We start from the raw sequence: 24,897 nt of genomic DNA on the forward strand, positions 1-24,897 counted from the left end.
CCTGGGCGCTAGACGGGAGCACCCTCGACGCCGGTGTCGCCGAAGACCGCCCGGAACTCCGCTCGGAGTCCGGGCCGGGCAACTGGGCGCTAGTGTCCTGATTGATTAGTTCTGTTGCAGCGGGGGCATGGATACTTCATGCCTATCGCTGCCGCCCGTGAGATCGTGTTGACCGACCAGGAGCGCGCCGTTCTGGAGGGCTTCGCGCGGCGCCGCAAGAGCGCCCGGGGGTTGGCGCAGCGCTCACAGATCGTGTTGGAGGCGGCGGCCGGGCGGACGAACACGGAGATCGCGCAGCGGTTGCGTGTGAGCCGGCCGACGGTCACGCGGTGGCGCAACAGGTTTGTCGAGCGGCGCGTGGACGGGCTGCTGGATGAGCCGCGTCCGGGGCGCCCGCGGACGATCACCGATGAGGATGTGGAGGCGGTGGTGGTCAAGACTTTGGAGTCCACGCCCAAGGACGCCACGCACTGGTCGACGCGGTCGATGGCCAAGGAGGCCGGCCTGACGCAGAACGCGGTCCTGCGGATCTGGCACGCGTACGGGTTGCAGCCGCACCGCCAGGAGAAGTGGAAGCTGTCCAAGGATCCGTTGTTCGTCGACAAGGTCCACGACGTCGTCGGCCTCTACCTCAACCCGCCCGAAAGAGCTGTCGTGCTGTGCGTTGATGAGAAGTCCCAGATCCAGGCACTGGACCGCACCGCCCCGATCCTGCCGATGCGCCCCGGGACCCCTGAGCGCGTGACCCACGACTACAAGCGCTTCGGGACCTCAAGCCTCTACGCCGCGCTGGACGTGAGAAGCGGGCAGGTCATCAGCGCACTGCACCAGCGCCACCGCGCCGTCGAGTTCAAGAAGTTCCTTCAGCGCATCGACAAGGCCGTCCCGGCCGACCTGGACGTGCACCTGGTCCTCGACAACAGCAGCACGCACAAGACCCCGGCAATCCAGCGCTGGCTCAAAGCGCACCCCCGGTTCGTGCTGCACTTCACCCCGACCAGCAGCAGCTGGATCAACCTCGTCGAGCGCTGGTTTGCCGAGCTGACCCGCAAGCTGCTGCAGCGCTCAGCTCATCGCTCAGTTCGCAAGCTGAACATGGACATCACCAACTGGGTCGCGACCTGGAACGAGGACCCCAAACCGTTCACCTGGACCAAGAGCAGCGACGAGATCCTCGAATCCATCGCCATCCGCTGCAACGAAACTAACCGATCAGAACACTAGACGGGAGCACCCTCGACGCCGGTGTCGCCGAAGACCGCCCGGAACTCCGCTCGGAGTCCGGGCCGGGTACCTGGGCGCTAGACGGGAGCACCCTCGACGCCGGTGTCGCCGAAGACCGCCCGGAACTCCGCAAGCTCGGACACCTCGATCGCGTAGCCGTGCTCCGGACCGGGGTAGCGGTGCGTGCGCACGTCGTCCGCGTAGGCGGCGACGCCCGCGGCCATCTCGTCGAGCAGATCCCCGTAGCGCTGGACGAACTTCGCGCCGCGGCCCTCGCGGATGCCGAGGAGGTCGTGGAAGACGAGCACCTGGCCGTCGGTGGCCGGGCCGGCGCCGATGCCGATGACCGGGATCTCCATGCGGGGCATGATCGCCTCGGTGACCGCGGACGGGATGGCCTCGAAGACGATCGAGAAGCAGCCGGCCTCCTGGAGGGCGATGGCCTCGCGGGCGATCTTCACGGCGTCGCCGGCGCTCTTGCCCTGCGCCTTGTACCCGCCGAGCGCGGTCGCCGTCTGCGGGGTCAGGCCGACGTGGCCCATGACCGGGATGCCCGCCTTGACGATGGCGCGGGCGCGCGTGACCGACGTCTCGCCGCCGCCTTCGAGCTTCACCGCGTCGCAGCCGGCCTCTTTGACGAAGCGGAAGGCGGTCTGGACGGCCTGCTCGTCCGACACCTCGTAGCTGCCGAAGGGCAGGTCGCCGACGAGGAACGGCGTCTGCAGACCGCGGCGGGTCGCCCGGGCGAGCACGAGGAGCTCGTCGAGCGTCACGGCGACGGTCGACTCGTACCCGAGGACGGTCATCGCCCCGGAGTCGCCGACGAGGACGAGGTCGACGCCGGCCCGGTCCGCGGCGCGGGCGCTCGGGTAGTCGTAGGCGGTGACCATGACGATCGGCTCGCCGAGGCGCTGCTTCTCGAGCAGGCTGGGGAGCGTCACCGGCAGGCGCGAGGCGTCCTGCGGCAGCTGCATGTGGGCGGGCATGGCGGACATCAGAAGGCTCCTGACGTGGGAGGGGTGAGCGCTAACGCGGCTCGGAGAGGAGGGTGGCCACCGCGTCGTCCACGGTGATGATGCGGTTCGTCTTCTTCTCGACGTGCACCACGCGGGGCTCGTACGTCTCCATGGCCTGCCGGTCGTACTGGCCGTAGGAGATGACGATGATCGTGTCGCCGTGGTGCACGAGGCGGGCGGCGGCACCGTTGACCTTCATGCAGCCCGAGCCGCGTTCGCCGGCGATCGTGTAGGTCTCGAAGCGCTGCCCGTTGTCGACGTCGACGATGGCGACCTGCTCGTGCTCGAGGATGTCCGCGGCCTCCAGGAGGTCGGGATCGATGGTGATCGACCCTACGTAGTGGAGGTCACAGTCGGTGACCGTCGCGCGGTGGATCTTGGACTTCAGCATCGTGCGCTGCATGTTCAGCGTCTCCCGTTGGGGTTGGAACCGAGGATGGTGTTGTCGATGAGGCGGGTCGTCCCGACCGGGGCGGCGACGGCGACGAGCGTGCCGTCGGCGATCTCCGTCACGGGGGCGAGGGTCTGGGGGTCCACGAGCGCCAGGTACTCCGGCGTGACCCCGAGATCGGTCATGGCCGCCACGGCGGCGGCCTGAACGGTGGTGGCGTCGCGCTCGCCGGCGGCGAACGCGTGCTCGGCCGCGGCGAGGCCGGCGCGCAGCGCCAGGGCCTTCGTGCGGTCGGTGCCGCTCAGGTGCACGTTGCGCGAGCTGCGCGCGAGGCCGTCGGGCTCGCGGACGGTCGGCACGGCCTCGATGCGCACGGGCAGGTCGAGGTCGGCGACGAGCTTGCGGATGACGAGCACCTGCTGGGCGTCCTTCTGCCCGAAGTAGGCGACGTCCGGCTGCACCATGTTGAAGAGCTTCGTCACGACGGTCGTGACGCCGCTGAAGTGGCCGGGCCCGCGGTGGGCGCCCTCGAGCGACTCGACGAGCGGCCCCGAGAGCTGCACGCTCGTCGAGAAGCCGTCGGGGTAGACGGTCTCCGCGCGCGGGGCGAAGAGGAAGTCGGCGCCCGCCTCGGAGGCGACGCCGGCGTCGGCCTGCTCGTCGCGCGGGTAGGCGGCGAGGTCGGCCGCCGCGTCGAACTGCGTGGGGTTGACGAACAGGGAGACGACGACGAGCTCGCACTCCAGGCGGGCCTGCCGGATGAGCTGCAGGTGCCCGTCGTGGAGGGCGCCCATCGTCGGGACGAGGCCGATGACCGCGTGCGGGGCCTGACGGCGCGCGGCGCGCACGGCGGTCCGCAGCTCGGGGACGGTCCGCAGCGTGCGCATCGCTCAGGCCACTCCGGCCGGGGTCGCGGCGGCGCGGGACGCGAGCGCCCGGGTGTGCCCGGCGAGGACGTCGAACAGGCCCAGGAGCTCCGGGGTGCGGTCGGCGATCGCCGCGCGATGGCGGGCGACGGTCCCCTCGTCGCCGCGGGCGATCGGGCCCGTCAGGGCACGCTCGGCGCCGGCGGCGCCCCAGTTCTCGACCGTCGCGCGGACGAGGGGGAGGAGGAGGTCGCGGGAGGCGCCGGTCGTGGCGAGCAGCTGCTCGGCGGCGTCCTCGAGGGTGACGAGGAAGTTCGAGGCGATCGCGGCGGCGGCGTGGTAGGCGGCGCGGTCCTGGTCGGCGATGTCGGCGGGGACCATCGCGAGGGCGGCGGCGAGGGCGTGGGCGGCGCTGCGCGCGCGCTCCGTCGTCCCCGCGGTGGCACAGCCGCAGCCGCTGAAGGACGCCGTCCCGTGGGTCACCGTCATGAGCGGGTGCAGGCCGAACGCCTCGTGCGGGGCGAGCACGCCGAGGGGCGTGGCGCCGGAGGTGTGGCCGACCAGGCGCCCGTCGCGGGGGACGATCGCGGCCGCCGCCGCGGCGATCTGCGCGTCGGGCACGCAGAGGACGACGACGTCGTGGCCGGCACCGTCGTAGCCGCGGCCGTGGGGGCCGTCGACCGTCACGCCCGCAGCGCGGAGTGCCGCGCCGAGCGCGGTGCCGAGTCGGCCGGCGCCGACGATGGCGCAGCCCGGGACAGTGGGGGCGGTCATGGTTTCGGTCCAGCTCCTGAGCGGATGCCGGCGCGACGGGGAGTTCGGTGAGGCGGCAGGGGTTCGAGGTCCGGCCCGGTGAAGGTGACGGCCTCGTCACTGGAAGATACTCCGCCCCGGGCCGAACGCAACACCTCGTTCGGGGGGATGTGTCCGGCGGAACGGGGGAGGTTTCGCGGGTACGCTGCGACGGTGTCCGCGACGACCCCTGCCGCGCGTGAGCCGGCGCTCGAGGCGCTCCGCGCGCGGGTGTCCGCCTGCACGCGCTGCCCGGAGCTCGTCCGGGCCCGCACCCAGGTCGTGTTCGGCAGCGGGCCGGCGGACGCCGACCTCGTCTTCGTCGGCGAGGCGCCCGGCGCCGCCGAGGACCGCGAGGGCGATCCCCTGACCGGGGCCGCAGGGGCGCTCCTCGACGAGCTGCTCGCCGGGATCGGACGGTCGCGGGCCGACGTGGCGATCGTGACGATCGTCCGTTGCCGGCCGCCCGAGAACCGCAGCCCGCAGCGCGCGGAGATCGAGCGCTGTCGCGAGTACCTCGACGAGCAGCTCGCGCTGCTGGCCCCGGTCGTCGTCTGCCCGCTCGGGACCTTCGCGACGCGGGCCCTCCGCGGGGACCGCACGGCGGTCACGGCGGTCCGGGGGGTGGCAGAGGTCCGGACCCTCGGCACCCGGGCGGTCCGTCTGCTCCCGTTGCTGCACCCGGCGGCGGCGCTCTACACGCCGGAGACGGTCGCGCAGCTGCGGGAGGACGTGGCGGGCATCCCGGCGCTGCTGGCGCTCGGCGCGCCGGAGCGGCCGGCGGGGGCGGGGGCCGAATCCGAGACCGGAGCCGAACCCAAGCCCGAGGCCGACCCCGGCCACGAGCAGCTCGGCCTGTTCTGAGTCAGGCGGGGCCGGTCAGCGCCAGGCGGGCGAGGGCGAGGATGCCCTCCCGGGAGCCGGCGGAGGCGTAGAAGCGGGAGGTGTGGGCGAACACGGCGTCGGGGACGCCGGTGACCTCCGCGAGCTCGTCGCCGGTGAGGCCGGCCCACGCGGCGGGCAGGTCGCGGCGGTTGTCGAACGCGCCGAGCGCCTCGGGCACCGCCTGGATCCCCCAGCCGTCGGACTTCGGGTAGATGACGTACAGCGCCTCGGGCGCGCCGGTGATGACGGCCTCGCGCCACGGCATGTTGCGGTCGAGCTCGACGATCCGCGGGTCCTCGGCGCGGGCGAGGGCGGCGTCGACGAGCGCCCGGGCCCGGGCGTACGCGGCGGCCCCGGCGAGCTCACGCTCGAGGATCCCCGTCGCGAACGCGACGGCCTCGGCGAAGCGGGCGTCCTCCTGCTCGGGGGTGAGCGCCTCGTCCCACACCGGGTTCATCGCGGCGATCAGGCCGCTGACCGCCATCGGCCGGACCCCCTCGACGAGCGACTCGGAGATCGTCTGGCCGGTGTCGTTCGCATCGACCCCCTGGACGAGGCGCTCGTCGATCGAGGCCGCCGCCTCCGCGCTCCCGGCGAGCTGCGCACCGAACTCGCGCCACACGAGGCCGAAGCTCGCGAAGCGGATGCCGTTCGGGCGGGCGCCCGCGCCACCGCGCTGGTGGTGGTCGTAGTCGCCGGTGGCCGGATCCGAGCGGCCGCCGACGTCGACGCGGACGTCGGCCGCCGCCTGCGCGGCCTCGTCGCGCGTGCGGACGACCTGGACGGGCCCGGCGGCGAGGCCGAGGACGGCGAGCGCGAAGACGTCGTCGGCGTGGAAGTTCCCGGGGTGCGTGGCGACCTTCATGCGCCGCAACCTACCGGCGGGATGCGTCCGGGCCGGTCCCGCCGGCGGCGGCGCCGTCCGCGTGATTCGCCCGCGCCGCGCGCAGTGCCCGCAGCTGGCTGAGCTCGCGGCGGGCGTCGCGGCGCAGGAGCAGGCGCGCGCCCGCCCGCGTCGCGAACGTCAGGCCCTGCGCGGCGTCGTCGAGGAGCAGGGCGCGACGCCCGAGCCGGGCCCGGACGACCTCGCGGCGGCGCTCGGCCTGCAGGAGCGTCGCGCCGCCGAGGGCCGGGCCGGTGCTGTGGCCGCCCGTGTGGGTGACGGCGAGCCCCGGGTGCAGCAGGGTCGGGCGGCCGCTGTCGGCGGCGCGCAGGCAGAGGTCGAGGTCCTCGTAGAAGAGCCAGGCGTCCGGGTCGAAGGGCCCGAGCTCGCGGAGGGTCGCGGTGCGCGCGGCGACGCAGGCGGCGATCGCCCAGCCGACCTCGACCGGCTCGGTGCCCTGGGCGCGCCACGGGTCGGCGTGCTCGCGCAGCGGGCCGGGCAGCACCGCGGGATGGACGAGAGCGGGCAGGAGCTCACGGAGCGTCCCGGGGCGCGGATGGGCCGATCGCTGCACGGCGCCGTCCCCACCGACGAGCCGGGGGACGTGCAGCGCGTCCCGCTCACGCGCTGCCGCGGCCAGCGCCTGCAGCGCCCCGTCGTGGACGATGACGTCGGGGTTCACGAGCACGGTGACGCCCGCGCTCGCGAGGGCGACGCCGTCGTCGTTCGCCGCGCCGAAGCCCGGGTTGTCCGGGCGGCGCACGACCTGGGCCCCCGCCGCCTCCGCGACCCGCGCGCCCTCGTCCGACCGCGAGCCGCTGTCGACGACGATGAGCTCCGCCTCGGGGGCGTGGCGGGCGAGCGACTCGACGAGCAGCCGCAGCTCCGCCGCGGAGTCGTGGAGCACGACCACGACCGAGAAGGGCGGCGTCACGAGCGCGCCGCCCGCGTCAGGACCTCGGTGAGGGCGGCGGCCGAGGCCTCCCAGCTCAGCGGGGCGATCGCCGCCCGCCCGGCCGTCGCGAGGCGCGTGCGCAGGGCCGCGTCACCACCGACCTCGAGCAGCGCCGCGGCGAGCGCGTCCGCGTCCCCCGGCGGCACACGCAGCGCGCCCGCCCCGATCGTCGCGCGGAAGACCGGCAGGTCCGACACGATCGCCGGGGTCCCGTGCGCGGCGGCCTCCAGCGGCGGCAGGCCGAAGCCCTCCAGGTACGAGGGCAGGACGACGGCGAGCGCGGCGCCGTAGAGCGCGTGGAGGGTGGCGTCGTCCACCCGGCCGAGGTGGTGCACCCCGGGGCCGTGCAGCCGCGGTGCCTCGCGCCCCTCGCCCGCCACCACGAGGCCCGCGTCGAGCCCGCGGGCCCGCGCGGCCGCGTACGCGTCGGCCAGGACGCCCGGCGCCTTCCGCGGCTCCAGCGCGCCGACGTAGAGGAGGAAGCGCGGCGGCAGGCCGGGCGGGAGCGGCGCGGGCGGGCCGGCGGGCGCCGGGTCGACGCCGGGCGCGATGACCCGGACCCTCGGCGCGAGGTCGGGACGGCGGGCGCGCACCTCCCCGGCGACGGCGTCCGACACGCAGACGATCGCGGCCGCCCGCCCGAGCAGCCGGTCGATCCGCATCGCGCGGTGCCACAGCCGCTCGTAGGGGGTGAAGTCACCCGGGCGCTGCACGAACGAGAGGTCGTGGACGGTGAGGACGAGCGGGACGCCCGCGCCGACCGCGACCGGGGCGGGGGCCGGCAGCCAGACGACGTCCGCGCCGCCCGCGAGACGCTCGAGGCGGGGACGCCCGGTCGTCGCGGCGAGGCCGAAGAGGACGCGTGAGGAGCGGGGCGACGGACGCTCCTCGACCCCCGCGGGCGGTGTGCCCGCGAACGCCGAACCACGGGGCAGGACCGCCGCCCAGGTGGTGCCGGGCAGGCCCGCGGCGGCCTGCAGCGTCCGCTCCAGGTAGCGCGCCACCCCGCGGCCCGACCCCGCGGCGCGCGCGTCGACGGCGACCCTCACCCCCCGAACCTACCGCCCGCCGCGGCGGCCGGGCGAACGCCCGGGCCACACGGATGTCCCGCCCGCCGCATAGGATCGCGCCATGGACGACGGTTCTCACGCAGACCGGCGGGTCGCCCTGGTCCACGATTTCCTGCTCGACGTGCGCGGCGCCGAACGCGTCTTCCTCGCGCTGGCCGAGCACTACCCGGACGCCGACATCTTCACGGCGATCCACGATCCGGTCGGCTCCGAGCACCGCTTCGCGGGGCGCCGCGTCCACACGACGTTCCTCCAGCGGCTCCGTCCGACGGCGCGGACGTTCCGGGCGCTGCTGCCGCTCTACCCGGCCGCGATCGAGACGCTCGACCTCCGCGGCTACGACGTCGTCATCTCGAGCTCCAGCGCGTGGGCGCACGGCGCGATCGCCGACGAGGACGCGGTCCACGTCTGCTACTGCCACAACCCCTTCCGGTACGCGTGGAACGCCCGCGAGGAGACGCTCGCCCGGACGCCGGCCCCGCTGCGGCCGGTGCTCGGGGCGGTGCTCTCGCACTGGCGCACCTGGGACACCGTGGCGGCCGCGCGCGTCGACCGCTACCTCGCGAACTCCCCGACGACGGCGAAGCGCATCCGGCGGTTCCTCGGCCGGGAGGCCGCCGTCCTCGCCCCGCCGGTCGACCTCGCGCGCTTCGTGCCGTCCGCGGAGGTCGGGGAGGAGTACGTCGTGCTCTCCGAGCTCATGCCGCACAAGCGGATCGACATCGCCGTGACGGCCTTCACGCGGCTCGGCCTGCCGCTGACGATCATCGGCAAGGGGCCCGACCGCCGGCGGCTGCAGCGGCTCGCCGGCCCGACGGTGACGTTCGCCGGGCATCTGACCGACGCCGAGGTCGCGCAGCGGCTGGCCCGCGCCCGCGCCCTCGTCGTGACCGCGACCGAGGAGTTCGGGATCGCCGCCGTCGAGGCGCAGGCGGCCGGGCGCCCGGTCATCGCGCTGCGCGACGGCGGCGTGCGCGACACCGTCGTCGAGGGGGTGTCCGGCTGCTTCTACGAGACCCCGGACCCCGAGGCGCTCGCCGCCGCGGTGCTCGGGTTCGACGCGCTCGCCGTCGACCCGGCCGCCTGCCTGGAGAGCGCCGCGCGCTTCGGCACCCCGCGGTTCCTCGCCGCGATAGACCGCGCCGTCGAGGAGACGCTGCAGGGCGCGAGCGACCGCCCGCGCGGCCCGCTGCACCACCGCCGTCGCGCCACCCGCCTGGCGCGGGGCCGCGGCGCCTCGGCCTAGCCCGCCCGCCGATGCCCGCGACCGCCGCCGTCGTCCCGAACCGCAACGGCGCGAGCTGGCTGCCGGGGCTGCTCGCGTCGGTCGCCGCCCAGACGACCCCGTTCGCGGAGGTCATCGTCGTCGACGACGCGTCCGACGACGAGTCGCTCGCCTGGCTCGCCGCCCACGCGTCGCACGTGCGGGTGGTCGCGCTGCCCGCCCAGCGGCGTTTCGCCGCCGCCGTCAACGCGGGCCTCGCGGTGGTGTCGCCCGCGGTGGACGCCGTCGCCCTGCTGAACACCGACGTCGAGCTCGACCCCGGGTGGCACGCGGCGATGCGCGCCGCGCTCGACGCCGACCCGGCCCGCGGAGCCGTGGCGGGCAAGCTCGTGACGCTCGCGGACCCCGGGGTCGTCGACGACGCGGGGGACATCCTGCGCCGCGACGGCGTCTGCGAGCAGCGCGGGCGCGGGCACCGCGACGACGGCCGCTTCGACACGCCGGGGCCCGTCTTCGGGCCGTGTGCGGCCGCGGCGCTGTACCGGCGGAGCGCGCTCGACGCGGCCGGCGGGCTGGACGAGCGCTACGGCGCCTACCTCGAGGACGTCGACCTCGCGCTGCGGCTCGGGCTGGCGGGGTGGACCGGGTGGTACGAGCCCGGCGCGGTCGCGCGTCACGCCGGCGGTGGGTCGCAGGCGTGGCTCGGCGCCCCGGTCGGCGCGCTCATCGCCCGTAACACGCTCGTCCTCGTCGCGCGCTTCTTCCCGTGGCGGTGGGCCGTCCCGGTCCTCTACCGGCAGTGCTCCTGGCTCGTCGCCGCCGCCCGTCGCGGGCCGCGCCCGCTCGCCGCCCACCTGCGCGGCGTCGCGGCCGGCCTCGCGGCGGCGCCGGCCGCGTGGCGGGAGCGGCGTGGGCTGCGGGCGCGTGCCGTCGCCGACGTCGCCTCCGTCGTCGCCGACCGCCCGTGGCGCGGACCGGCCGCGGGCGGACACCCGCGCGGGGCGGCGTGAAGCCGCGGGACGTCGCGCTGCTCGTCCTCGCGGCGGCGCTCGCGGCGGTCGCCCTGCGCGACGGCGTCGCCCCGCACGACGAGGGGCTGATGCTCGCGTGGGGGCAGCGGATCGCGGACGGGCAGCTTCCCTACCGGGACTTCTGGTGCAACTACGGGCCCGCGCAGCCCTACGTCCTCGGCGGCCTGACGGCGGTCCTCGGCCCGTCGCTGCTCGCCTGGCGGATCGTGCGCGTCCTCGTCGGAGCCGTCGCCGCCTGGCTCGCCTACCGGCTCGTCCGCGACGAGGCCGAGGGGGCACCGCACGCCGAGGCGTGGGCGCTCGGCGCGTGGGCGGCGAGCGCCGGCGCGCTCGCCTGGCCGCTGCTGCCGTCGCCGACGGTCCCGGCGCTCGCGCTCGGCCTGGCCGCGCTCTGGGCCGCCCGGACCCACCCCGCGCTCGCGGGTGCCCTCGCCGGCGCCGCCGGCCTCTTCCGGCCGGAGCTCGGCGTCGCGTTCGCCGTCGCCGTCTTCTGGCGGGCGGGCCGCTCGCTCGGCGCCGCGCGGCGCGCCCCGATCGGGGCGGCCGCGGTCTTCGGCCTCGGGTGGCTGCCGTTCGTCGTCGCCGCCCCGGGCGACGTCGCCGGTCAGGTCGTCGGCTTCCTCGGCAAGCAGTCCGACCAGCGCCTCCCGTTCCCGCCGCCGTATCACGACGGCCTGGACCCGAACAAGCTCCTCGAGGGCCACATCGCCGTCATCCTCGTCGCCGCGGCCGTCCTCTGGGCGGCGCTGCGGCGCGGGCCCGCGTGGCTCCTCGTCCCGCTGCTCGCGTCGGTCGGGTACCTGCTCGCGCGTGCCGACGAGTTCCACCTCGTCCCGCTCGGCGTGCTCGTCGCCGTCGGGCTCGGCGTGGCCGGTGCCCGCGCGCCGGGCCGCGCCGGGTCGCTCGTCGCCGCGGCGCTCCTCGCGCTCATCGCCCTGCACGGCCTCGACCGGCAGGCCGGGCGGTGGCGCCACCCCGGGCCGCTCGCCGCCGTCCCCGGTCCGGCGGGGGACGGCGTCCGCACGACGCCGGCGGACGCGGCGGCGCTCCGGCGCCTGCGCGCGGCCCTCGCGACGCCGGGCCCGCTCCTCGTCCTCCCGCCGCGGACTGACCGCGTCCGGGTCGGCGACCCGCTCCTGAACGTCATCACCGGCCGGCGCAACCCGACCCGCTACGACGTCATGCAGCCCGGCGTCGTGACGACGGCGAAGGTCCAGCGGGAGATGATCGGCGACCTGCGGGCCGCCCCCGGCACCCGGGTCGTCCGCTGGACGGCGCCCGCGGCCCGGCTGCGGGAGCCGAACGCGTCGGGTCGCGAGCACGGGGCACGGCTGCTCGACCGCTGGATCGCCCGGCGCTACCGCCCGGTCCTGCGCGCCGGTCCCTACGTCCTGCTCGTCCGCCGGTAGCGTGCGCGGGACGTGAGTGCGCTTCCTCTCCGCCTCGGGCTCGCCGCCGTCGCCGTCCTGCTCGTCGTCCTCGCGGTCGGCCGCATCGGCCGTGACGACGGGTGCAGCGCCGCCGGGCACGACGCCCTGCGCCCGGCGCACGGCACCGCCGGGGCGATCGCGGCCGGGGACGACCGGCTCGTCCGCCGCCTCGAGCACGACTGCCGCGGCGGCGACGACCTCGCCCAGGCCGGCGCCGCGCTCGCCATCGGCGGCCGGACCGCCGCGGCCGAGCGGCTGGCCCGCGAGGCGATCCGCCGCGAGCCGCAGAACTTCCTCGCCTGGGACGCCCTCGCCCTCGCCGTCCGCCGGACCGACCCCGCCGAGGCCCGCCGCGCCGTGGCGACCGCGCAGCGCCTCAATCCGCGGGGACGGGCGATACCGCTGGACTGACCGCCGCCCGCGCCCGCCGCTTACGGGCGAGGAACGGCCGCTCGACGACGAGGTAGCTCACCGTCGCGCACGCGCCCGCCGCCGCGAACGTCAGCACCGCCGACCCGAGCGTCGGGGCGAAGGGCGCCACCCGGTGCGGCCAGCCGCGCCGCCCGAACTCGATGAGCAGCGGCAGGTGATAGAGGTAGATCCCGTAGGAGACGAGGCCGACGAGGGCGAGCGGACGCCAGGCGAGCACGCGTCGCAGCGCGCCGCCGCCGCCCGTCCCGAGCGTCGCCGGGGCGAGCAGGCACAGCGCGATGAGCGCGTAGACGACGTGCTCCCCGGCCCAGCTGAGGTCCGTGTAGGCGCCGAGGAAGCCGCGCGGGAGGTCCATGCCGAAGGCGGCGAGGGCGAGCAGCGCGGCCGCGAGCAGCCAGCAGGTCCCCGGGCGGCGGGCGACGGCGGCGTGCAGCCGCGGCGCCGCCCGGGTGGCGCTGAGGACGGCGAGCCCCATCCCGAGCCCGAACCACAGCAGGAAGGAGGGCAGCAGGAACGCGAGCACCGGCCCGCGCCCGGTGTCGAGGACGGCGTGCTGCAGCTCGCGCAGCCCGACCGACACGACCGCCAGGCCGGCCAGGAGCCACAGCTCACGCCGCGCCTGGGCCGCCGGCGCGCGGCCCGAGAGCCAGCGGCCCGCGAGCGCCGCGTACAGCGGCAGCGTCGCGTAGAAGCTCATCTCGACGCACAGCGTCCAGGCGGGCCCGATGCCCTGCAGCACGGTGTCCAGCGAGAGGTTCTGCGCGAAGAGGAAGTACCGCAGGCCGCCGGGGAGGCTCGTCACCCCGCCGCCGAGCCCGGGCCACGCGGCGAGCGCGAGCAGCGCGACCCAGTACGCGGGCACGATCCGCAGCAGCCGCCGCCGGTAGAACTCCCCGAGGGGCAGCGCCGCCGGCCCGCCGCAGCGCGCCGCGACGTACGGGCGGTAGAGGAGGAACCCCGAGATGAGGAAGAAGAGCGTGACGCCGAGGTCCAGCCGCGCCGTGACGGCGCCGACGGCCCCGTTCGTCGAGAGCCCGCTGTAGACGCTCGCGTGGAAGACGAGCACACTGAGCGCCGCGAGCGCCCGGAGCGCGTCGACGTGGGGGAAGCGGGCGTGGTCGGCCTGGCCCGCCGGGGTCGGCAGGGTCATCGCGCGGGGTCGGTGGCCACGGCCCCCGGCGCGGCGGGACGGCCGAGCCCGCTGCGCCACCCGTCCTTGAAGCGCAGCAGCGGGCGCTCGACGAGGACGTAGCTCGCCGTCGCCGCGGCGGTCGCCACGACGAACGTCAGGAGCGTGAGCCACAGGAAGCCGCCGGGGCGGTCCGCCACGTGCTGGAACCGGGCCATGAGGGGCAGGTGGTAGAGGAAGATCCCGTAGGAGACGGTCCCGAGGAGGTTCAGCTCCCGCCGGGCGAGCAGCCGGTGCGGCCAGCCCCGCCCGTCGCCCATGAAGACCGCGGGCGCGACGAGCAGCACCGCGAACGTGACGTAGAGGAGGTGCTCGGCCTGGAAGGCGGCGTTCGAGTACCGGTAGTCGAACGTCCGCGGCAGGCCGACGAGCGGCGAGGCCATGAAGAGCATCACCGCGCCGGCCGCGCCCCACGTCCAGCCCGGGTGCTCGGCGACGAAGCGCAGCGGGCGGGGGAGGGCGACGGTCGGGACCCCCGCGTAGCCGACGCTCAGCACCGCGAGCCCCATGCCGCCGGTGAACCACGTCCAGTTGCCCGGCAGCGAGACGGGGAAGAGCGTCGACGGGTCGTTGTGGAAGACGAGTGCCCGGCCGGCGAGCGCGACGGCGGCGGACGCCGCGAGGGCGACGAGCTCGAGCTTGACCTGGCGCTCGCGGGTGCGCCCGTGCAGCCCCCGCGCCGCCGCGAGCGCGATGAACGGCAGCGCGACGTAGAACGCCATCTCGACGCAGAGGCTCCACGCGGGCGCGATCCCCGTCACGACCCAGATCGGGTTCCAGTTGCTCACGAACCCGTAGTACGCCCACCAGTCGCTCGTGAACGGCCCGTGGACGAACCGCGGGACGACGATCGCGAGCGACGTGAGCGCCAGCCAGTACGCGGGCACGATCCGCAGCGCCCGGCGGCGGGCGTAGCCGAGGATCGACGGCGCCGGGCGGCCGCCGAGGCGGGCGGCGACGAACGGGCGGTAGAGCAGGAAGCCGGAGAGGACGAAGAAGACCGCGACGCCGACGTTCAGCCGGGCGGTGATCGCGCCGAGCGGATTGCCGGAGTTGAACGCCGTCAGCCCCGACGCATGGGTCACGAGGACCGACAGCGCGGCGATCGCCCGCAGCGCGTCGAAGTAGGGGAAGCGCACTCTCGTGCTCGCCGCCACGGCGCGCGTCGTCACCGCCGCAGCATACGCTCGCGGGATGCGGGACTTCCGCCTCCGGCTGGCCGGCGTCGCCCTCCTCGGGCTGGCGATCCGGCTCCTGGCCGCCTACCTCAACCGCCACCACCCGGTCGGCGGCGACGCGCTGACCTTCCACGTCGAGGGCCACACGCTCGCCCACGGCGGGGGCTTCCGCCGCGTCTACGAGGACGTCCCGACCGCCGAGCACCCGCCCGCGCACATCGTCGTGATCGCGCTCGCGAACCTCCTCGGGTTCGACGGCTTCACCGCCCAGCGGATGTTCCAGGGCGCGGTCGGGACGCTGACGGTCGTCGGCTGCGCGCTCGTCGGGCGGCGGCTGGCGGGGGAGAGGGCCGGGCTCGTCGCGGGGGTCCTCGCCGCCGGCTACCCGATGCTGTGGATGCCCGACACGGCGCTCATGAGCGAGACGACGTACGGCGTGATGCTCGTCGGGGCCCTGCTCGCCGCGCTCGCGCTGCGGGACGCCCCGACGCCGCGGCGCGCCGCCGTCCTTGGCGCGGTCATCGCCCTTGCGGCGCTCACCCGCGGCGAGGCGCTGGCGCTGCTCGTCGTCCTCCTCGCGCCCGTGTGCTGGGTCGCGACCGCGGGGAACCGCCGCGCGTTCGCGCGCCACCTCGCCGTCGGCCTCGCGGCCTTCGCGGTCGTCCTCGCCCCGTGGGCGATCCGCAACGCCGAGACCTTCCACGCCCGCGTCCTCATCTCGACGAACGGGGACGGCGTGTGGGTCGGCTCCAACTGCGGGCCGACGTACTACGGGCCGCTCATCGGCTCGTGGGTCTTCGCCTGCTACGGCAAGCGGCCGCCGGGGGACGAGGCGCAGCAGTCGGTGGCCTACCGCAAGCGGGGGCTCACGTACGCCCGGCACCACGCGGGCCGCGTCCCGCTCGTCGTCGCCGCGCGCCTCGGGCGCCTGCTCGACGTGTACCGCCCGTGGACGCAGGGCGTCTTCTTCAACGCCACCGAGGGTCGCGGGTCGCGGGCGAGCAAGGCCGGGCTGCTCGCGTGGTGGCTCCTGGCGCCGCTCGCGCTGGCGGGCGCGCTCGTCCTGCGCCGCCGGCGGACGCCCGGCCTCGGCGCGGTCCTCGCCCCGGTCGCGATGGTGCTGTTCGTCGGGGCGACGGTCTACGGGTCGACGCGCTTCCGCTTCGCCGCGGAGCCGTCGGTCGTCGTCCTCGCGGCTGTCGCGCTGACCGCGGCGGCCGGCCCGCTGCTCACTCGTGGTGGGCGGACTGCGCGACGAGCATCCCCGCCAGCGCCAGCACCGGAAGCGTGACGGCGGGCATCTCCCAGTCCCAGTCCACCGCGCTGTGGACGCCGAAGACGACGAGTGCCGCGGCGGCGCCCGCCGCGAGCGCCGGGTCCTCGCGCTGGACGATCCGCGCGCACCAGCCGATCCCGCCCGCCAGGCACGCGAGCAGCAGCGCGCCGACGAGCCCGAGCTCGGCGAGCGTCTCGAGCTCGAGCGAGTGGGCGTCGCGCACGCGCTCGCCGATCGGCCGCTCGCGCAGCCACGCCGTGCGGAAGCCACCGCTGCCGAGGCCGCGGACCGGGTGGTGCTCGAAGGCCCGCGCCGCGACCTTCCAGTAGTCGTAGCGGTTCGAGCTCGCGGACGTCAGGCGCGCGGACGTCGCCCCGAAGGACGGGCTCGGGCCGTCGCTGCTGCGGGCGACGGCCACCGGCACCGCGACGAGCGCGACGACGATCGCCGTGGCGGCGTACGGCGCCCAGCCGGGCAGCGGCAGGCGGCCCATGCGGGTGCGGCCGGCCGCCTCCGCGGACGCCGCCCACGCGAGCAGCGCCGCGGCGCCCCCCATCATGAGCAGAAGGCCGGCGAGCGCGATCGCGCCCTCGAGCTCACGGTGCCCGAGCGACCCCGACAGCTCGCGCACCCCGGGGAACACGACGGCGGCGAGCGTCCCGCCCGCGCCCGCCTCGGCGCAGATCGCGATCGCCCGCAGCTGCGTCCAGGTCGGTGCGAGGACGAGCAGCACGACGACGCCCGCCGCGAGCGCGACGAGCGCGCCGCGGGAGAAGCTCAGGTACGTGCCCGCGGCGAGCGGGACGGCGGCGGCCGCGGCGAGGGCGCGGACGGCGACGGGACGGCTGCGGTCCCCGGTGATGCGCGCGCAGAGGACGAAGCCGACGGCCGCGAGGGCGCCCTCGGCGTTCCAGTACGTGAGCGGCTGCTCGAGGCGGCCGCCGGCGCTCACGGACGCGTGCTCGCGGACGACGCCGGGGAGCAGCCGCCCGAGCAGCCCGTAGCCGATCGCGGCGAAGGCGCCGGCGGCGCCCGCGAGCTCGACCCAGCGGGCGGCGGCGCGCTCGCGCCAGGCGAGCGCGGCGCAGACGAGGGCGGTCGCGTAGAGGGTGACCCGCTCGGCGTCGTCGGCCGCCGCGTCCTTCACCGGGGACCAGCGGTGGCTCAGCGCGACCCAGGCCGCGAGGCCGATCAGGCCGCCGAGCGCGGTCCGCGGCCCCCAGCCCGAGGGCAGCAGCGGGAGCGCCCGCGTCGACGGCGTCAGGACGGCCAGCGCGGCCAGCGCCACGGCCGCGGCGGCGAGCGCGACGAGGCGCGGCCGGTCGTCGTAGCCGCCCGAGAAGAACGCCAGCGCCACCGGCCCGGTCAGCAGCAGCACTCGAGGGGGCAGCAGGCGCATCGGCGGGCCAGCGTACTCTGCCCGCACCGCATGGCTGCACCGACCCACCCGCGCACCCCGCGCGGCCGCTTCCACCCGCCCCGCCCCGATCGCGCGCTGAGCCTCGCGCTCGTGGTGCTCGCGTACGCCGTGGCGTTCGGCCAGCGCTGGGGCGAGACGATCGCCGACACGAAGCTCGCGCTCTACGTCGCGCCGCACCGCTTCCTCACCGACGTCCTGCGGGTGTGGTCTCCGACCGGCGACCTCGGGCACGTGTGGGGCGGGCAGTACAACGGCTACGCCTTCCCGATGGCGCCGTGGTTCGCGCTCGGGGACACGCTCGGGCTGCCCGTCTGGGTCGTCCACCGGCTGTGGCTCGGGACGCTGCTCGCGCTCGCGGCGCTCGGCGTCGCCACGCTGCTGCGGACGCTCGCCGCCCTGCCGCGCGCGGCCGTCGCCGTCCCCGCGACGGCCGCCGTCCTGTACGTCCTCTGCCCGTACGTCGCGGTGCTCATGGACCGCACGTCGATCTCGCTGCTCACGTACGCCGCGCTGCCGTGGATGCTGCTCGCCGTCCACCGCGGGCTCCGCGACCCCCGCGGCTGGTGCTGGCCCGCCGTCGGCGCGCTCCTCCTCGCCTGCGCCGGCGGCGGGGTGAACGCGGCGGTCATCGGCTGGGTCCTCGTCGGGCCGCTGCTGCTCGTCGGCTACGAGCTCGCGTGGGGCGGGGTGGACCGCGCGGCGCTGCGGCCGTGGCTCACGCGCCTCGTGCCGTGCATCGCGGTCGCGAACGCGTGGTGGGTCGTCCCGCTCGCCGTCCACGCCCGCTACGGCCTGGACTTCCTCCCGTTCACCGAGCAGCCGGGGACGATCTGGTCGACGACGTCGCTCACCGAGTCCCTCCGCGGGATGGGCTTCTGGACGAGCTACGTCGGGGTCGGGTCCGGCGGCGTGCTGCGCCCGTACGCGACGCACGGCGGCGTCCTGCTCACGGCGCTGCCGGTCGTCCTCGCCGGGCTCGCGGTGCCGGCGCTGGCGCTCGGCGGCCTGCGCTGGACGCACCGGGCGCGCTACGCCCCGTTCCTCCTGCTGCTCGTCCTCACGGGGCTGCTCGTCATGGGCGTCGGCTGGCCGGAGGGGACGCCGCTGCGCCGCGCGTCCACCTTCACCTACAACCACCTCGCGGTCGTCCGGGTCCTGCGCACGACGTACAAGGCCGGGCCTCTGCTGACGCTCGGGCTCGCCGGGCTCGGCGGGCTCGCGGCGGGCGCCGCGTGGACGTGGCTGCGCGCCCGCCGGCGTCCCGTCCGCCTCGCGGTGCCGGCGCTCGCCGCCGTGCTCGTCGCCGTCGCCGCCTGGCCGCTCGTCCGCGGCGCCGCCCCCGACGAGCAGCTGCACATCGAGGTCCCGGCCCGCTGGCACGCCCTCGCGGCCCGCCTCGGCACCCGACCGCCGACGAGCCGCGCGCTCGTCCTGCCCGGTCAGCTCTTCGCGAGCTACCGCTGGGGCCAGACGATCGACGCGATCCTCCCGTCGCTCACCGACCACCCCGTCGCGACGCGCAACATCGTCCCCTACGGTGACCGCCGCGCCGTCGAGCTGCAGTGGGCGGTCGACGACCTCGTGAGCCAGGAGCGCGTCCTGCCCGGCCAGCTCCCGTCGCTGCTCGACCTCCTCGGCGTCGGGGACGTCGTCGTCGCCGCGGACGGGGACCGCAGCCGCAGCGGGGAGCTCGGGCCGCTGGAGACCGCCGACACGCTCGCGAGCGAGCCGGCGCTGCGCGGCGGCCGCGCGATCGGGGCGGAGACGACGCTCGCGCGGATGGCGGCGGGGCGGATTGCCCCGGCGCGCCGCGTCCCGCTGCTGCGCGACGTCCCGGTCCGGACCGGCGGCATCGTCCGCGTCATCCCCCGTGGGCCGGTGACGCTCTTCGACGGGGGCGCCCGCGCGCTGACGAACCTCGCCGCCTTCGGCCGCCTGGAGCCCGACCGTCCCTACCGCGCCGGGGCCGACCTCTCGGTCGCGCAGGCCCGCGCCGCCGCCCGCGGCGGGGCGCCGGTCGTCGTCGCCGACGGGGACCGCCGCCAGGCCTTCGTCTCCTCGCGGCTGCGCGGCGGCACCGGCCAGGTCCTGCGCGCGGGGCGCAGCGTGAGCCGGGACGGGACGCTCCTGGACCCGTACGAGGCCGCGCTCGGGCGCCGTCCGGCGGCCGACGCGCAGACGGTGCAGGTGCTCGCGGGCGTGCGGGACATCTCGGCGCCGTTCTCCCCGCAGGTGACGCAGTTCCCCGAGCACCGGCCGGCCGCCGCGATGGACGGGGACCCGTCGACGTCGTGGCTCGCCGACCGCTTCCTCGATCCCGGCCGGGCCGTCCTCACCGTCGACCTCGGCCGACGGCTCGACGTCCCGCGGCTGCGGCTGTGGCCGGCGAGCGACAGCCGCGGGGTGGTCACCGCGGTGGCCGTCAACGGCCGCCGCTTCGCCGTCCACCGGGGCTGGAACACCCTCGCGGTCGGGCTGAAGCGCGCCACGGTCGTCCAGGTCGCGATCACCGGGGTCCGGCGGCCCCGCCACGCCTCCGCCGGGCTCGGCGGCATCCGCGAGCTGCAGATCCCCGGCGTCCGCGTCCGTGAGGCGCTCCGCGTCCCCGACGTCCTCGAGCGCGACCTGCGGCCCGCCGACCTCGCCGCGAGCCCGCTGACCTATCTCCTGGAGCGGCTCACCGCGGCCGCCCCGGCCCGTCAGGGCCGCCTCGCCGGCCCCGCCCAGGCCGGGCTCGTGCGGGACGCCCGCGACCCCGAGCGGCAGCTGCACCGCGTCATCGCCCCGCCCGTCGCCCGGCGGTACGCCGTGAGCGCGTGGGCCCGGGTCGACGTCGGGACCTCCGACGCCGCCCTCGACCGCCTCGCCGGCGTGCGCGGCGGCCTCGTCGCCGACGGCTCGGCGCGGTTCGACGGGCTCCCGCGCTACCGCGCGTCCGGGGCCTTCGACGGGGACGCGACCCCGGCGGGCCGGGCCTGGGTCGGCCAGTGGATCCCGGGCCACGCCGCGTTCCTGCGCTGGACGACGCCGGCGCCCCTGACCCTCCGGCGCCTGCGCGTCGTCCCTGTCCGGGGCCTGCAGGTGCGGCGCGCGACCCGGGTGCGCCTGAGCGTCGACGGTCGCCGCGGCGCGGCCCTCGCCGTACCCGCCAACGGCCTCGTGACGCTGCCCCGCGCCGTGCGCGGCCGCGCCTTCCGCCTCGACGTGCTCGCGGCGCAGTTCGCCCCCGGCGTGCCGGCCCGCGTCCGGATGCGCCGCGCGGTCGGGATCGCCGAGCTGCGGGCGGCCGGGCTCCCGCGGCTGCGGGTCCCGCGCAGCGGCCGCGTACCCCTGCGCTGTGGCGCGGCGAGCATCATCGTCCGCCCGTGGGTCGGCGGCGCCGGCGCCCGGCCGGCGGCGGGCGCGGTGCGGGCGCGCCTCGGCGGCCGCGTGAGCCTGCGCGCCCTTGACGCCGGGCGGCCGGTGCGCCTGGACGGCTGCGGGACCGTCCTGATCGGCGCGGGGCCGCACGAGGTCTCCGGCGCGACCGGCGCGCTCGTCGCCGACACGCTGAGCCTCACCGCCCTGGCGCCCGGCGGCGTCCTCACGATCCCCGGGCCCGGCGGGCACGTCGTGGACGCCGGTCACGCGGACGGCAGCGGCCTCAGCGGGCTGCGGGTCACCGCGGGAGGGCCGTCGTGGCTCGTCCTCGGCGAGAGCTACAGCCGCGGGTGGCGGGCGGAGTGCGACGGCCGCGACCTCGGCGCGCCCGTCCCGCTCCAGGGCTACGCGAACGGCTGGCCGCTCGCCGCGCCCGGCTGCCGCACGCTCGACCTGCGCTTCGGCCCGGAGGGGACGGTGCGCGCGGCGCTGTGGCTCTCGGGGCTCGGCGGCGCCCTCATGCTCGTGCTGCTCGGCCGCGGGGTGCTCGCGCGCCGGCGCCGCGAGGCCGCCGCGAGCGCTCGCGGCGCCGACGGGCCGGGCGCCGCCGCTGCCCCGGCCCCGTTCGCCGACCTCCCCGCGCCGCCGCCGCTCCGGCTCTCCGCGCGGCAGGCCCTCGCCGCCGGTGTCGTGCTCGCGCTCGTCGTCGGCTTCGTCTTCGCCCTGCGCGCGGGCGCGGTCGCGGGCCCCCTCGCCGCCCTGCTGCTTTGGCGCGGCGCGACGGTCCGCGCGCTCGTCACCGCGGCGGGCGCGCTCCTGCTCGGCGCCGTCCCGGCGATCTACGCCGCCAAGGTCGCGCTCGACGGCCGCGGCCTGCCGTTCGACACGACCTACGCGACCGACCGGCTCGCGGCGCACTGGGTCGCGGTCACCGCCTACGTGCTCCTCGCGCTCGCGGCCGGCCGCCTGCTCGCGGGCGCCCGCCCGGGCGGTCCGCTCAGTACGGCCAGGTCGCGTCCCGGTGACCCAGCGGCCGGGCCAGCGGGGCGAGGCGCGTTAGGATCAGCGCCTTGATGACGACGTTCCGGGCGAACCAGGGCAGCTGCGCGAACTGCGCGGCGACCGACGCCGGGTGGTTGCGCACCCGGACGTACCGCGCGAGCGACCGGTCACGCCCGGCGTAGCGCCAGCCCGGGTGGAGGACGATGTGGCGCAGCAGCGCCGCCGTCACGCCGACCGACGCGAAGCTGTCGTGGACGAGCATCGTCCCGCCCGGCGGGACCCGGTCGCCCCAGCGCCGCAGGTCGTCGAGGGCGGGGCCGTAGCGGTGGGCGCCGTCGACGAAGAGCAGGTCGATCGGCCCGTCCACGTCGCCGAGCGCGGCGTCCGAGAAGGCCCGGACGTGACGGACGCGCTCGCCGACCGGGGCCCCGGCGGCCGCGAGGTTCGCGACGAAGGCGTCGTTGTCGGCGCTCCCGAGCTCGGGCTGGGCCTCGAACTCCTGCGGCCCGCGATCGGAGCCGACGTGCGGGTCGATGCAGGTGATGCGCACCGACGGCGCGGCGGCGCGCGCCATCGTGATCGCCGAGCGGCCCCGGAAGGACCCGATCTCCACGATCTGCCCGCCGGCGGGGACCGCGGCGGCGCAGGCGTGCAGGCGCGAGACCTGCTCGGGGCTGAGCCAGCCCTCGACGCCGTCGAGGGCGGTGAACGTCGCGTGCAGGTCGGTCATGCGGTGGCGGGCGGCGGGGCGGTGGCATGCCGGGCGGGCCAGGCCCGTGCGGCGAGGACGAGGACGGCACCCGCGGCGAGGAGCTGCATGACCGCGACGACGGCGGCGAACCCGGTGATCGAGAAGCGGCCGGCGAAGAGCAGGACCATCTCGCCCGCGGCGACCGCCGCCAGCACCCACAGGAAGCGGACCTCCCCGAGCGCGATCATGAACTGCACCGTGAGGTACGCGACGGCGAGGAGCGTCATCGCAAGGCCGAGGACGAGCAGCGCGGGCGCGGCGTCGACGGTGTCCGGGCCGAACGTCACCCGCAGCAGCAGGCGGGGGACGAGCGCGAAGATGAGCAGCGCCGGCGTCGCGACGACCGCGAGGATCCCGAGCGCGCGGTAGAGGACGGGGCGCGGGTCGAGGCCCGCCGCGGCACGGGCCGTCGCCTGCGGGAGCAGCTGCAGCCCGACGCCGATCGCCACCCACACGACGGCCTTCGCCGCGACGGCGGCGACCGCGTAGGAGCCCGCACGGTCGTGGCCGAGCTGGTGGCGCGCGATGATGACGTCGACGTTCTGCAGCACGGCGAGCAGCAGCAGGGCGCCGATCGGGACCCAGCCGCCGCCGACGAGCCCGCGCAGGCCGCGTCGCGCCGGGCCGTTCCCCGCGCTCACCGCGGCGCCCGAGCCGCGGTGGGCCAGCATTCGCTCGCCGATCGACCGGTCGAGCCAGGCGGCCACGACCGCGAACGTCAGCACCGTCGCGAGGAACGCGCCGGTGACGCCGGCCGTCGCCGCGAGCACGAGCCCGAGGACGAGCCGGGCGGCCGCCTCCCCGACGATGCTCAGGCCGACCGGCCGGAAGGCGTGCAGGCCCTGGAGCACCCCCCGCTGGAGCGACACGAGTAGCCACATCACCCCGGTGACGGGCAGGGCGGCCGCCGCCCACGGATGCTCCGGGGTCCCCGTCAGCGACGCGAGGGGGACCCGGACCAGGAGCCCCACCGCCGCGAGGACGACGAAGGCCCGCGCCAGCGTCCGCGTCCAGTCGCGCACCGTCGCGGCGAGGACCTCGGGCCCGCCGAGCCGGCCGAGCGCGACCTCGCGCGCGGCCGCCGCCTGGAGCGACTGACCGCCGACGAGGAGGATGAGGAACGCGGAGATGAGGGCCGCGAGCGCGCCGTACCCGTCGCGCCCGAGCAGCCGGGTCACCGCGATCGTGAAGATGAGCTGGATGGCGTTGTTCGCAAGGCTCGCGCCGGCCAGCGCTCCGGCCTTGCCGGTGTCGGACGCCCGCAGGCGCGCGCGCAGCGCCGGGCGCGGGGCGTCGGCGGCGGCTCCGAGCACGGCGAGGTTCGCGGTCGCCGTGACGTCCCACGAGAACCCCTCCGCCCGCTCGCGCGCCGCCGTCCCGAGGCGCTCACGCCGCTCGTCGTCGGCGCACAGCGCGGCGACCTCGGCCGCGAGCTCGTCGGGCGTGTCGGCGAGGACGCCGGTACGCCCGTCGGCGATCGACTCCGGCAGGCCGCCGACCCGGAGCGCCGCGCTCGGGGTTCCGCGGAGCGCCGCCTCCATGACGGTGAGACACCAGCCCTCGGCGCTCGACGCGGTGAGGCTCACCCACGCCTCGTCGTAGAGCTGCTGCTTGCGCTCCTCGCTCACGTGCCCGTGGAGCGTCACCCGCGGCCCGAGGCCGCGCTCGGCGATCTCCGCCTCCAGCGCCGCGCGATGGTCGCCGTCCCCGGCGATGTCGAGGTGCGCGTCCGGCACGTGCTCGAGGACGTCGAGCACGTGCTCGATGCGCTTGTAGGCCTTCAGCCGCCCGAGGTACAGGAGCCGCGGGGTGGGGGAGCGGGGGACCGCGGGCACGCCCGACGGGTCGACGCCCATGTAGGTGACGGTGATGTCCTCGCCGGGGACCCCGAGCTCCACGAGCTCGTCACGCGCGGCGTCGGAGATCGTGAGCACGGGCCGGCCGCGGTACAGGACCGTCAGCGGCAGCCGCTCGAGGACCTGCGCGGCGACCCGCCCGCGGAGCCCGAGCTCGGCCTCGTAGTGGTCCTGGTGGACATGGTGGACGAGCGCGACGACCGGGCGCTTCAGCCACCACCAGAGCGGCGTGAAGAAGGCGATGCCGTTGACGACCTCCAGCACGACGTCCGCGTCGGCCGCCACGCCCCTGCGGGTGGCGCGCGCCGCGCGCGGGAAGACGGTCAGGCGCGTGCCCATGCGGTGGATCGTCAGGCGCTCGTGGGGGCGCGACACCGCCTCGCAGCCGTCGTAGGCCCCGGCGATGACCGTGACGGTGTGGCCCCAGGCGAGCCACCGCGAGACCTGGCCGAAGAGGTTCGTGCCGGTGCCGCCGCCCTGCGGATGGGTCCAGTCCCGGTCGGTGAGGAGCAGGACGTGGCGGGGAGCTGAGGGGGCCTGGCCGCTCGTCACGAGCCTGCGACGGTACCGCAGGGGCGGGACGCGGGGCCCGTCCGGACGACCGGCGCAGCGCCGTCCTGCGTCCGTGCGCGCGCCCCGAGGTGGGAGGATGTCCGCCGGACCCA

20 protein-coding genes are annotated in these 24,897 nt (G+C 76.7%); 8 read left to right on the top strand and 12 right to left on the bottom strand.

Going from position 1 to position 24,897, the window contains the following annotated elements; all coding sequences use genetic code 11:
* The first annotated feature begins 138 nt into the window (after positions 1-138).
* Positions 139-1,224 carry an IS630 family transposase gene (locus NBH00_RS13985; protein ID WP_254569016.1) on the top strand — a complete coding sequence of 362 codons (1,086 nt, stop codon included), beginning with the start codon at positions 139-141 and terminating at the stop codon, positions 1,222-1,224.
* Between the two features lie 77 nt (positions 1,225-1,301).
* On the opposite strand, the gene panB is transcribed toward NBH00_RS13985, so the two are convergent.
* Genes panB through NBH00_RS14005 form a run of 4 tightly spaced genes read right to left on the bottom strand, consistent with a single transcriptional unit; the run spans position 1,302 to position 4,271 of the window.
* Positions 1,302-2,219, bottom strand: a complete 918-nt coding sequence (gene panB / locus NBH00_RS13990; RefSeq protein ID WP_254569210.1) for a 3-methyl-2-oxobutanoate hydroxymethyltransferase — start codon at positions 2,217-2,219, stop codon at positions 1,302-1,304.
* A 31-nt stretch (positions 2,220-2,250) separates the two neighbouring features.
* Positions 2,251-2,643, bottom strand: coding sequence for an aspartate 1-decarboxylase (gene panD, locus NBH00_RS13995; protein WP_254569211.1), 393 nt, complete (start codon positions 2,641-2,643; stop codon positions 2,251-2,253).
* Between the two features lie 2 nt (positions 2,644-2,645).
* On the bottom strand, positions 2,646-3,518 hold the full coding sequence (panC, locus tag NBH00_RS14000) for a pantoate--beta-alanine ligase (protein ID WP_254569212.1): 873 nt from the start codon (positions 3,516-3,518) through the stop codon (positions 2,646-2,648).
* Between the two features lie 3 nt (positions 3,519-3,521).
* Entirely contained in the window at positions 3,522-4,271 is a 750-nt protein-coding gene (locus tag NBH00_RS14005) for a Rossmann-like and DUF2520 domain-containing protein (RefSeq protein WP_254569213.1), read from the bottom strand.
* A gap of 192 nt (positions 4,272-4,463) precedes the next feature.
* Between NBH00_RS14005 and NBH00_RS14010 the strand changes: the two genes are divergently transcribed.
* On the top strand, positions 4,464-5,153 hold the full coding sequence (locus NBH00_RS14010; RefSeq protein ID WP_254569214.1) for a uracil-DNA glycosylase: 690 nt from the start codon (positions 4,464-4,466) through the stop codon (positions 5,151-5,153).
* 1 nt (position 5,154) lies between these two features.
* Here NBH00_RS14010 and NBH00_RS14015 read toward each other — a convergent pair whose 3' ends face one another.
* From NBH00_RS14015 to NBH00_RS14025, 3 genes are read right to left on the bottom strand one after another with little or no spacing between them, the layout of a single operon-like run.
* Entirely contained in the window at positions 5,155-6,039 is an 885-nt protein-coding gene (locus NBH00_RS14015) for an MYG1 family protein (RefSeq protein WP_254569215.1), read from the bottom strand.
* A gap of 10 nt (positions 6,040-6,049) precedes the next feature.
* Positions 6,050-6,991: a glycosyltransferase family 2 protein gene (locus NBH00_RS14020; RefSeq protein ID WP_254569216.1), complete on the bottom strand. Its 942-nt coding sequence runs from the start codon at positions 6,989-6,991 to the stop codon at positions 6,050-6,052.
* On the bottom strand, positions 6,988-8,061 hold the full coding sequence (locus NBH00_RS14025) for a glycosyltransferase family 4 protein (protein ID WP_254569217.1): 1,074 nt from the start codon (positions 8,059-8,061) through the stop codon (positions 6,988-6,990). The genes NBH00_RS14020 and NBH00_RS14025 overlap by 4 nt, the downstream gene beginning before the upstream one ends.
* A gap of 82 nt (positions 8,062-8,143) precedes the next feature.
* On the opposite strand from NBH00_RS14025, the gene NBH00_RS14030 reads away from it, so the two are divergent.
* From NBH00_RS14030 to NBH00_RS14045, 4 genes are read left to right on the top strand one after another with little or no spacing between them, the layout of a single operon-like run.
* Entirely contained in the window at positions 8,144-9,328 is a 1,185-nt protein-coding gene (locus tag NBH00_RS14030; RefSeq protein WP_254569218.1) for a glycosyltransferase, read from the top strand.
* 11 nt (positions 9,329-9,339) lie between these two features.
* Positions 9,340-10,317 (top strand): glycosyltransferase family 2 protein, encoded by a 978-nt coding sequence (locus tag NBH00_RS14035; protein WP_254569219.1) that lies wholly within the window; start codon positions 9,340-9,342, stop codon positions 10,315-10,317.
* Positions 10,314-11,747, top strand: coding sequence for a hypothetical protein (locus NBH00_RS14040; protein ID WP_254569220.1), 1,434 nt, complete (start codon positions 10,314-10,316; stop codon positions 11,745-11,747). Before NBH00_RS14035 ends, NBH00_RS14040 begins: the two co-directional genes overlap by 4 nt.
* Before the next feature lie 12 nt (positions 11,748-11,759).
* Positions 11,760-12,179 carry a hypothetical protein gene (locus NBH00_RS14045; protein WP_254569221.1) on the top strand — a complete coding sequence of 140 codons (420 nt, stop codon included), beginning with the start codon at positions 11,760-11,762 and terminating at the stop codon, positions 12,177-12,179.
* Here the strand turns inward: NBH00_RS14045 and NBH00_RS14050 are convergent.
* Positions 12,145-13,350, bottom strand: a complete 1,206-nt coding sequence (locus tag NBH00_RS14050) for an acyltransferase family protein (RefSeq protein WP_254569222.1) — start codon at positions 13,348-13,350, stop codon at positions 12,145-12,147. The genes NBH00_RS14045 and NBH00_RS14050 overlap by 35 nt on opposite strands.
* Complete coding sequence (locus NBH00_RS14055) at positions 13,347-14,561, bottom strand: acyltransferase family protein (protein ID WP_254569223.1); 1,215 nt, start codon at positions 14,559-14,561, stop codon at positions 13,347-13,349. The genes NBH00_RS14050 and NBH00_RS14055 overlap by 4 nt, the downstream gene beginning before the upstream one ends.
* Before the next feature lie 22 nt (positions 14,562-14,583).
* Here NBH00_RS14055 and NBH00_RS14060 point away from each other — a divergent pair, with 22 nt between their 5' ends.
* Positions 14,584-15,858, top strand: a complete 1,275-nt coding sequence (locus NBH00_RS14060) for an ArnT family glycosyltransferase (protein WP_254569224.1) — start codon at positions 14,584-14,586, stop codon at positions 15,856-15,858.
* On the opposite strand, the gene NBH00_RS14065 is transcribed toward NBH00_RS14060, so the two are convergent.
* Complete coding sequence (locus tag NBH00_RS14065; protein WP_254569225.1) at positions 15,797-17,242, bottom strand: O-antigen ligase family protein; 1,446 nt, start codon at positions 17,240-17,242, stop codon at positions 15,797-15,799. The genes NBH00_RS14060 and NBH00_RS14065 overlap by 62 nt on opposite strands.
* A 30-nt stretch (positions 17,243-17,272) precedes the next feature.
* Between NBH00_RS14065 and NBH00_RS14070 the strand changes: the two genes are divergently transcribed.
* Complete coding sequence (locus NBH00_RS14070; protein ID WP_254569226.1) at positions 17,273-21,697, top strand: alpha-(1->3)-arabinofuranosyltransferase domain-containing protein; 4,425 nt, start codon at positions 17,273-17,275, stop codon at positions 21,695-21,697.
* Here NBH00_RS14070 and NBH00_RS14075 read toward each other — a convergent pair.
* Positions 21,621-22,355, bottom strand: coding sequence for a class I SAM-dependent methyltransferase (locus tag NBH00_RS14075; protein ID WP_254569227.1), 735 nt, complete (start codon positions 22,353-22,355; stop codon positions 21,621-21,623). The genes NBH00_RS14070 and NBH00_RS14075 overlap by 77 nt on opposite strands.
* A complete protein-coding gene (locus NBH00_RS14080; RefSeq protein WP_254569228.1) occupies positions 22,352-24,784 on the bottom strand; it encodes a glycosyltransferase in 2,433 nt (810 codons plus the stop codon). The genes NBH00_RS14075 and NBH00_RS14080 overlap by 4 nt, the downstream gene beginning before the upstream one ends.
* Positions 24,785-24,897: the final 113 nt, after the last annotated feature.

It is taken from the genome of Paraconexibacter antarcticus (genome assembly GCF_024220175.1).
In the GTDB taxonomy this organism is placed as follows: domain Bacteria; phylum Actinomycetota; class Thermoleophilia; order Solirubrobacterales; family Solirubrobacteraceae; genus Paraconexibacter; species Paraconexibacter antarcticus.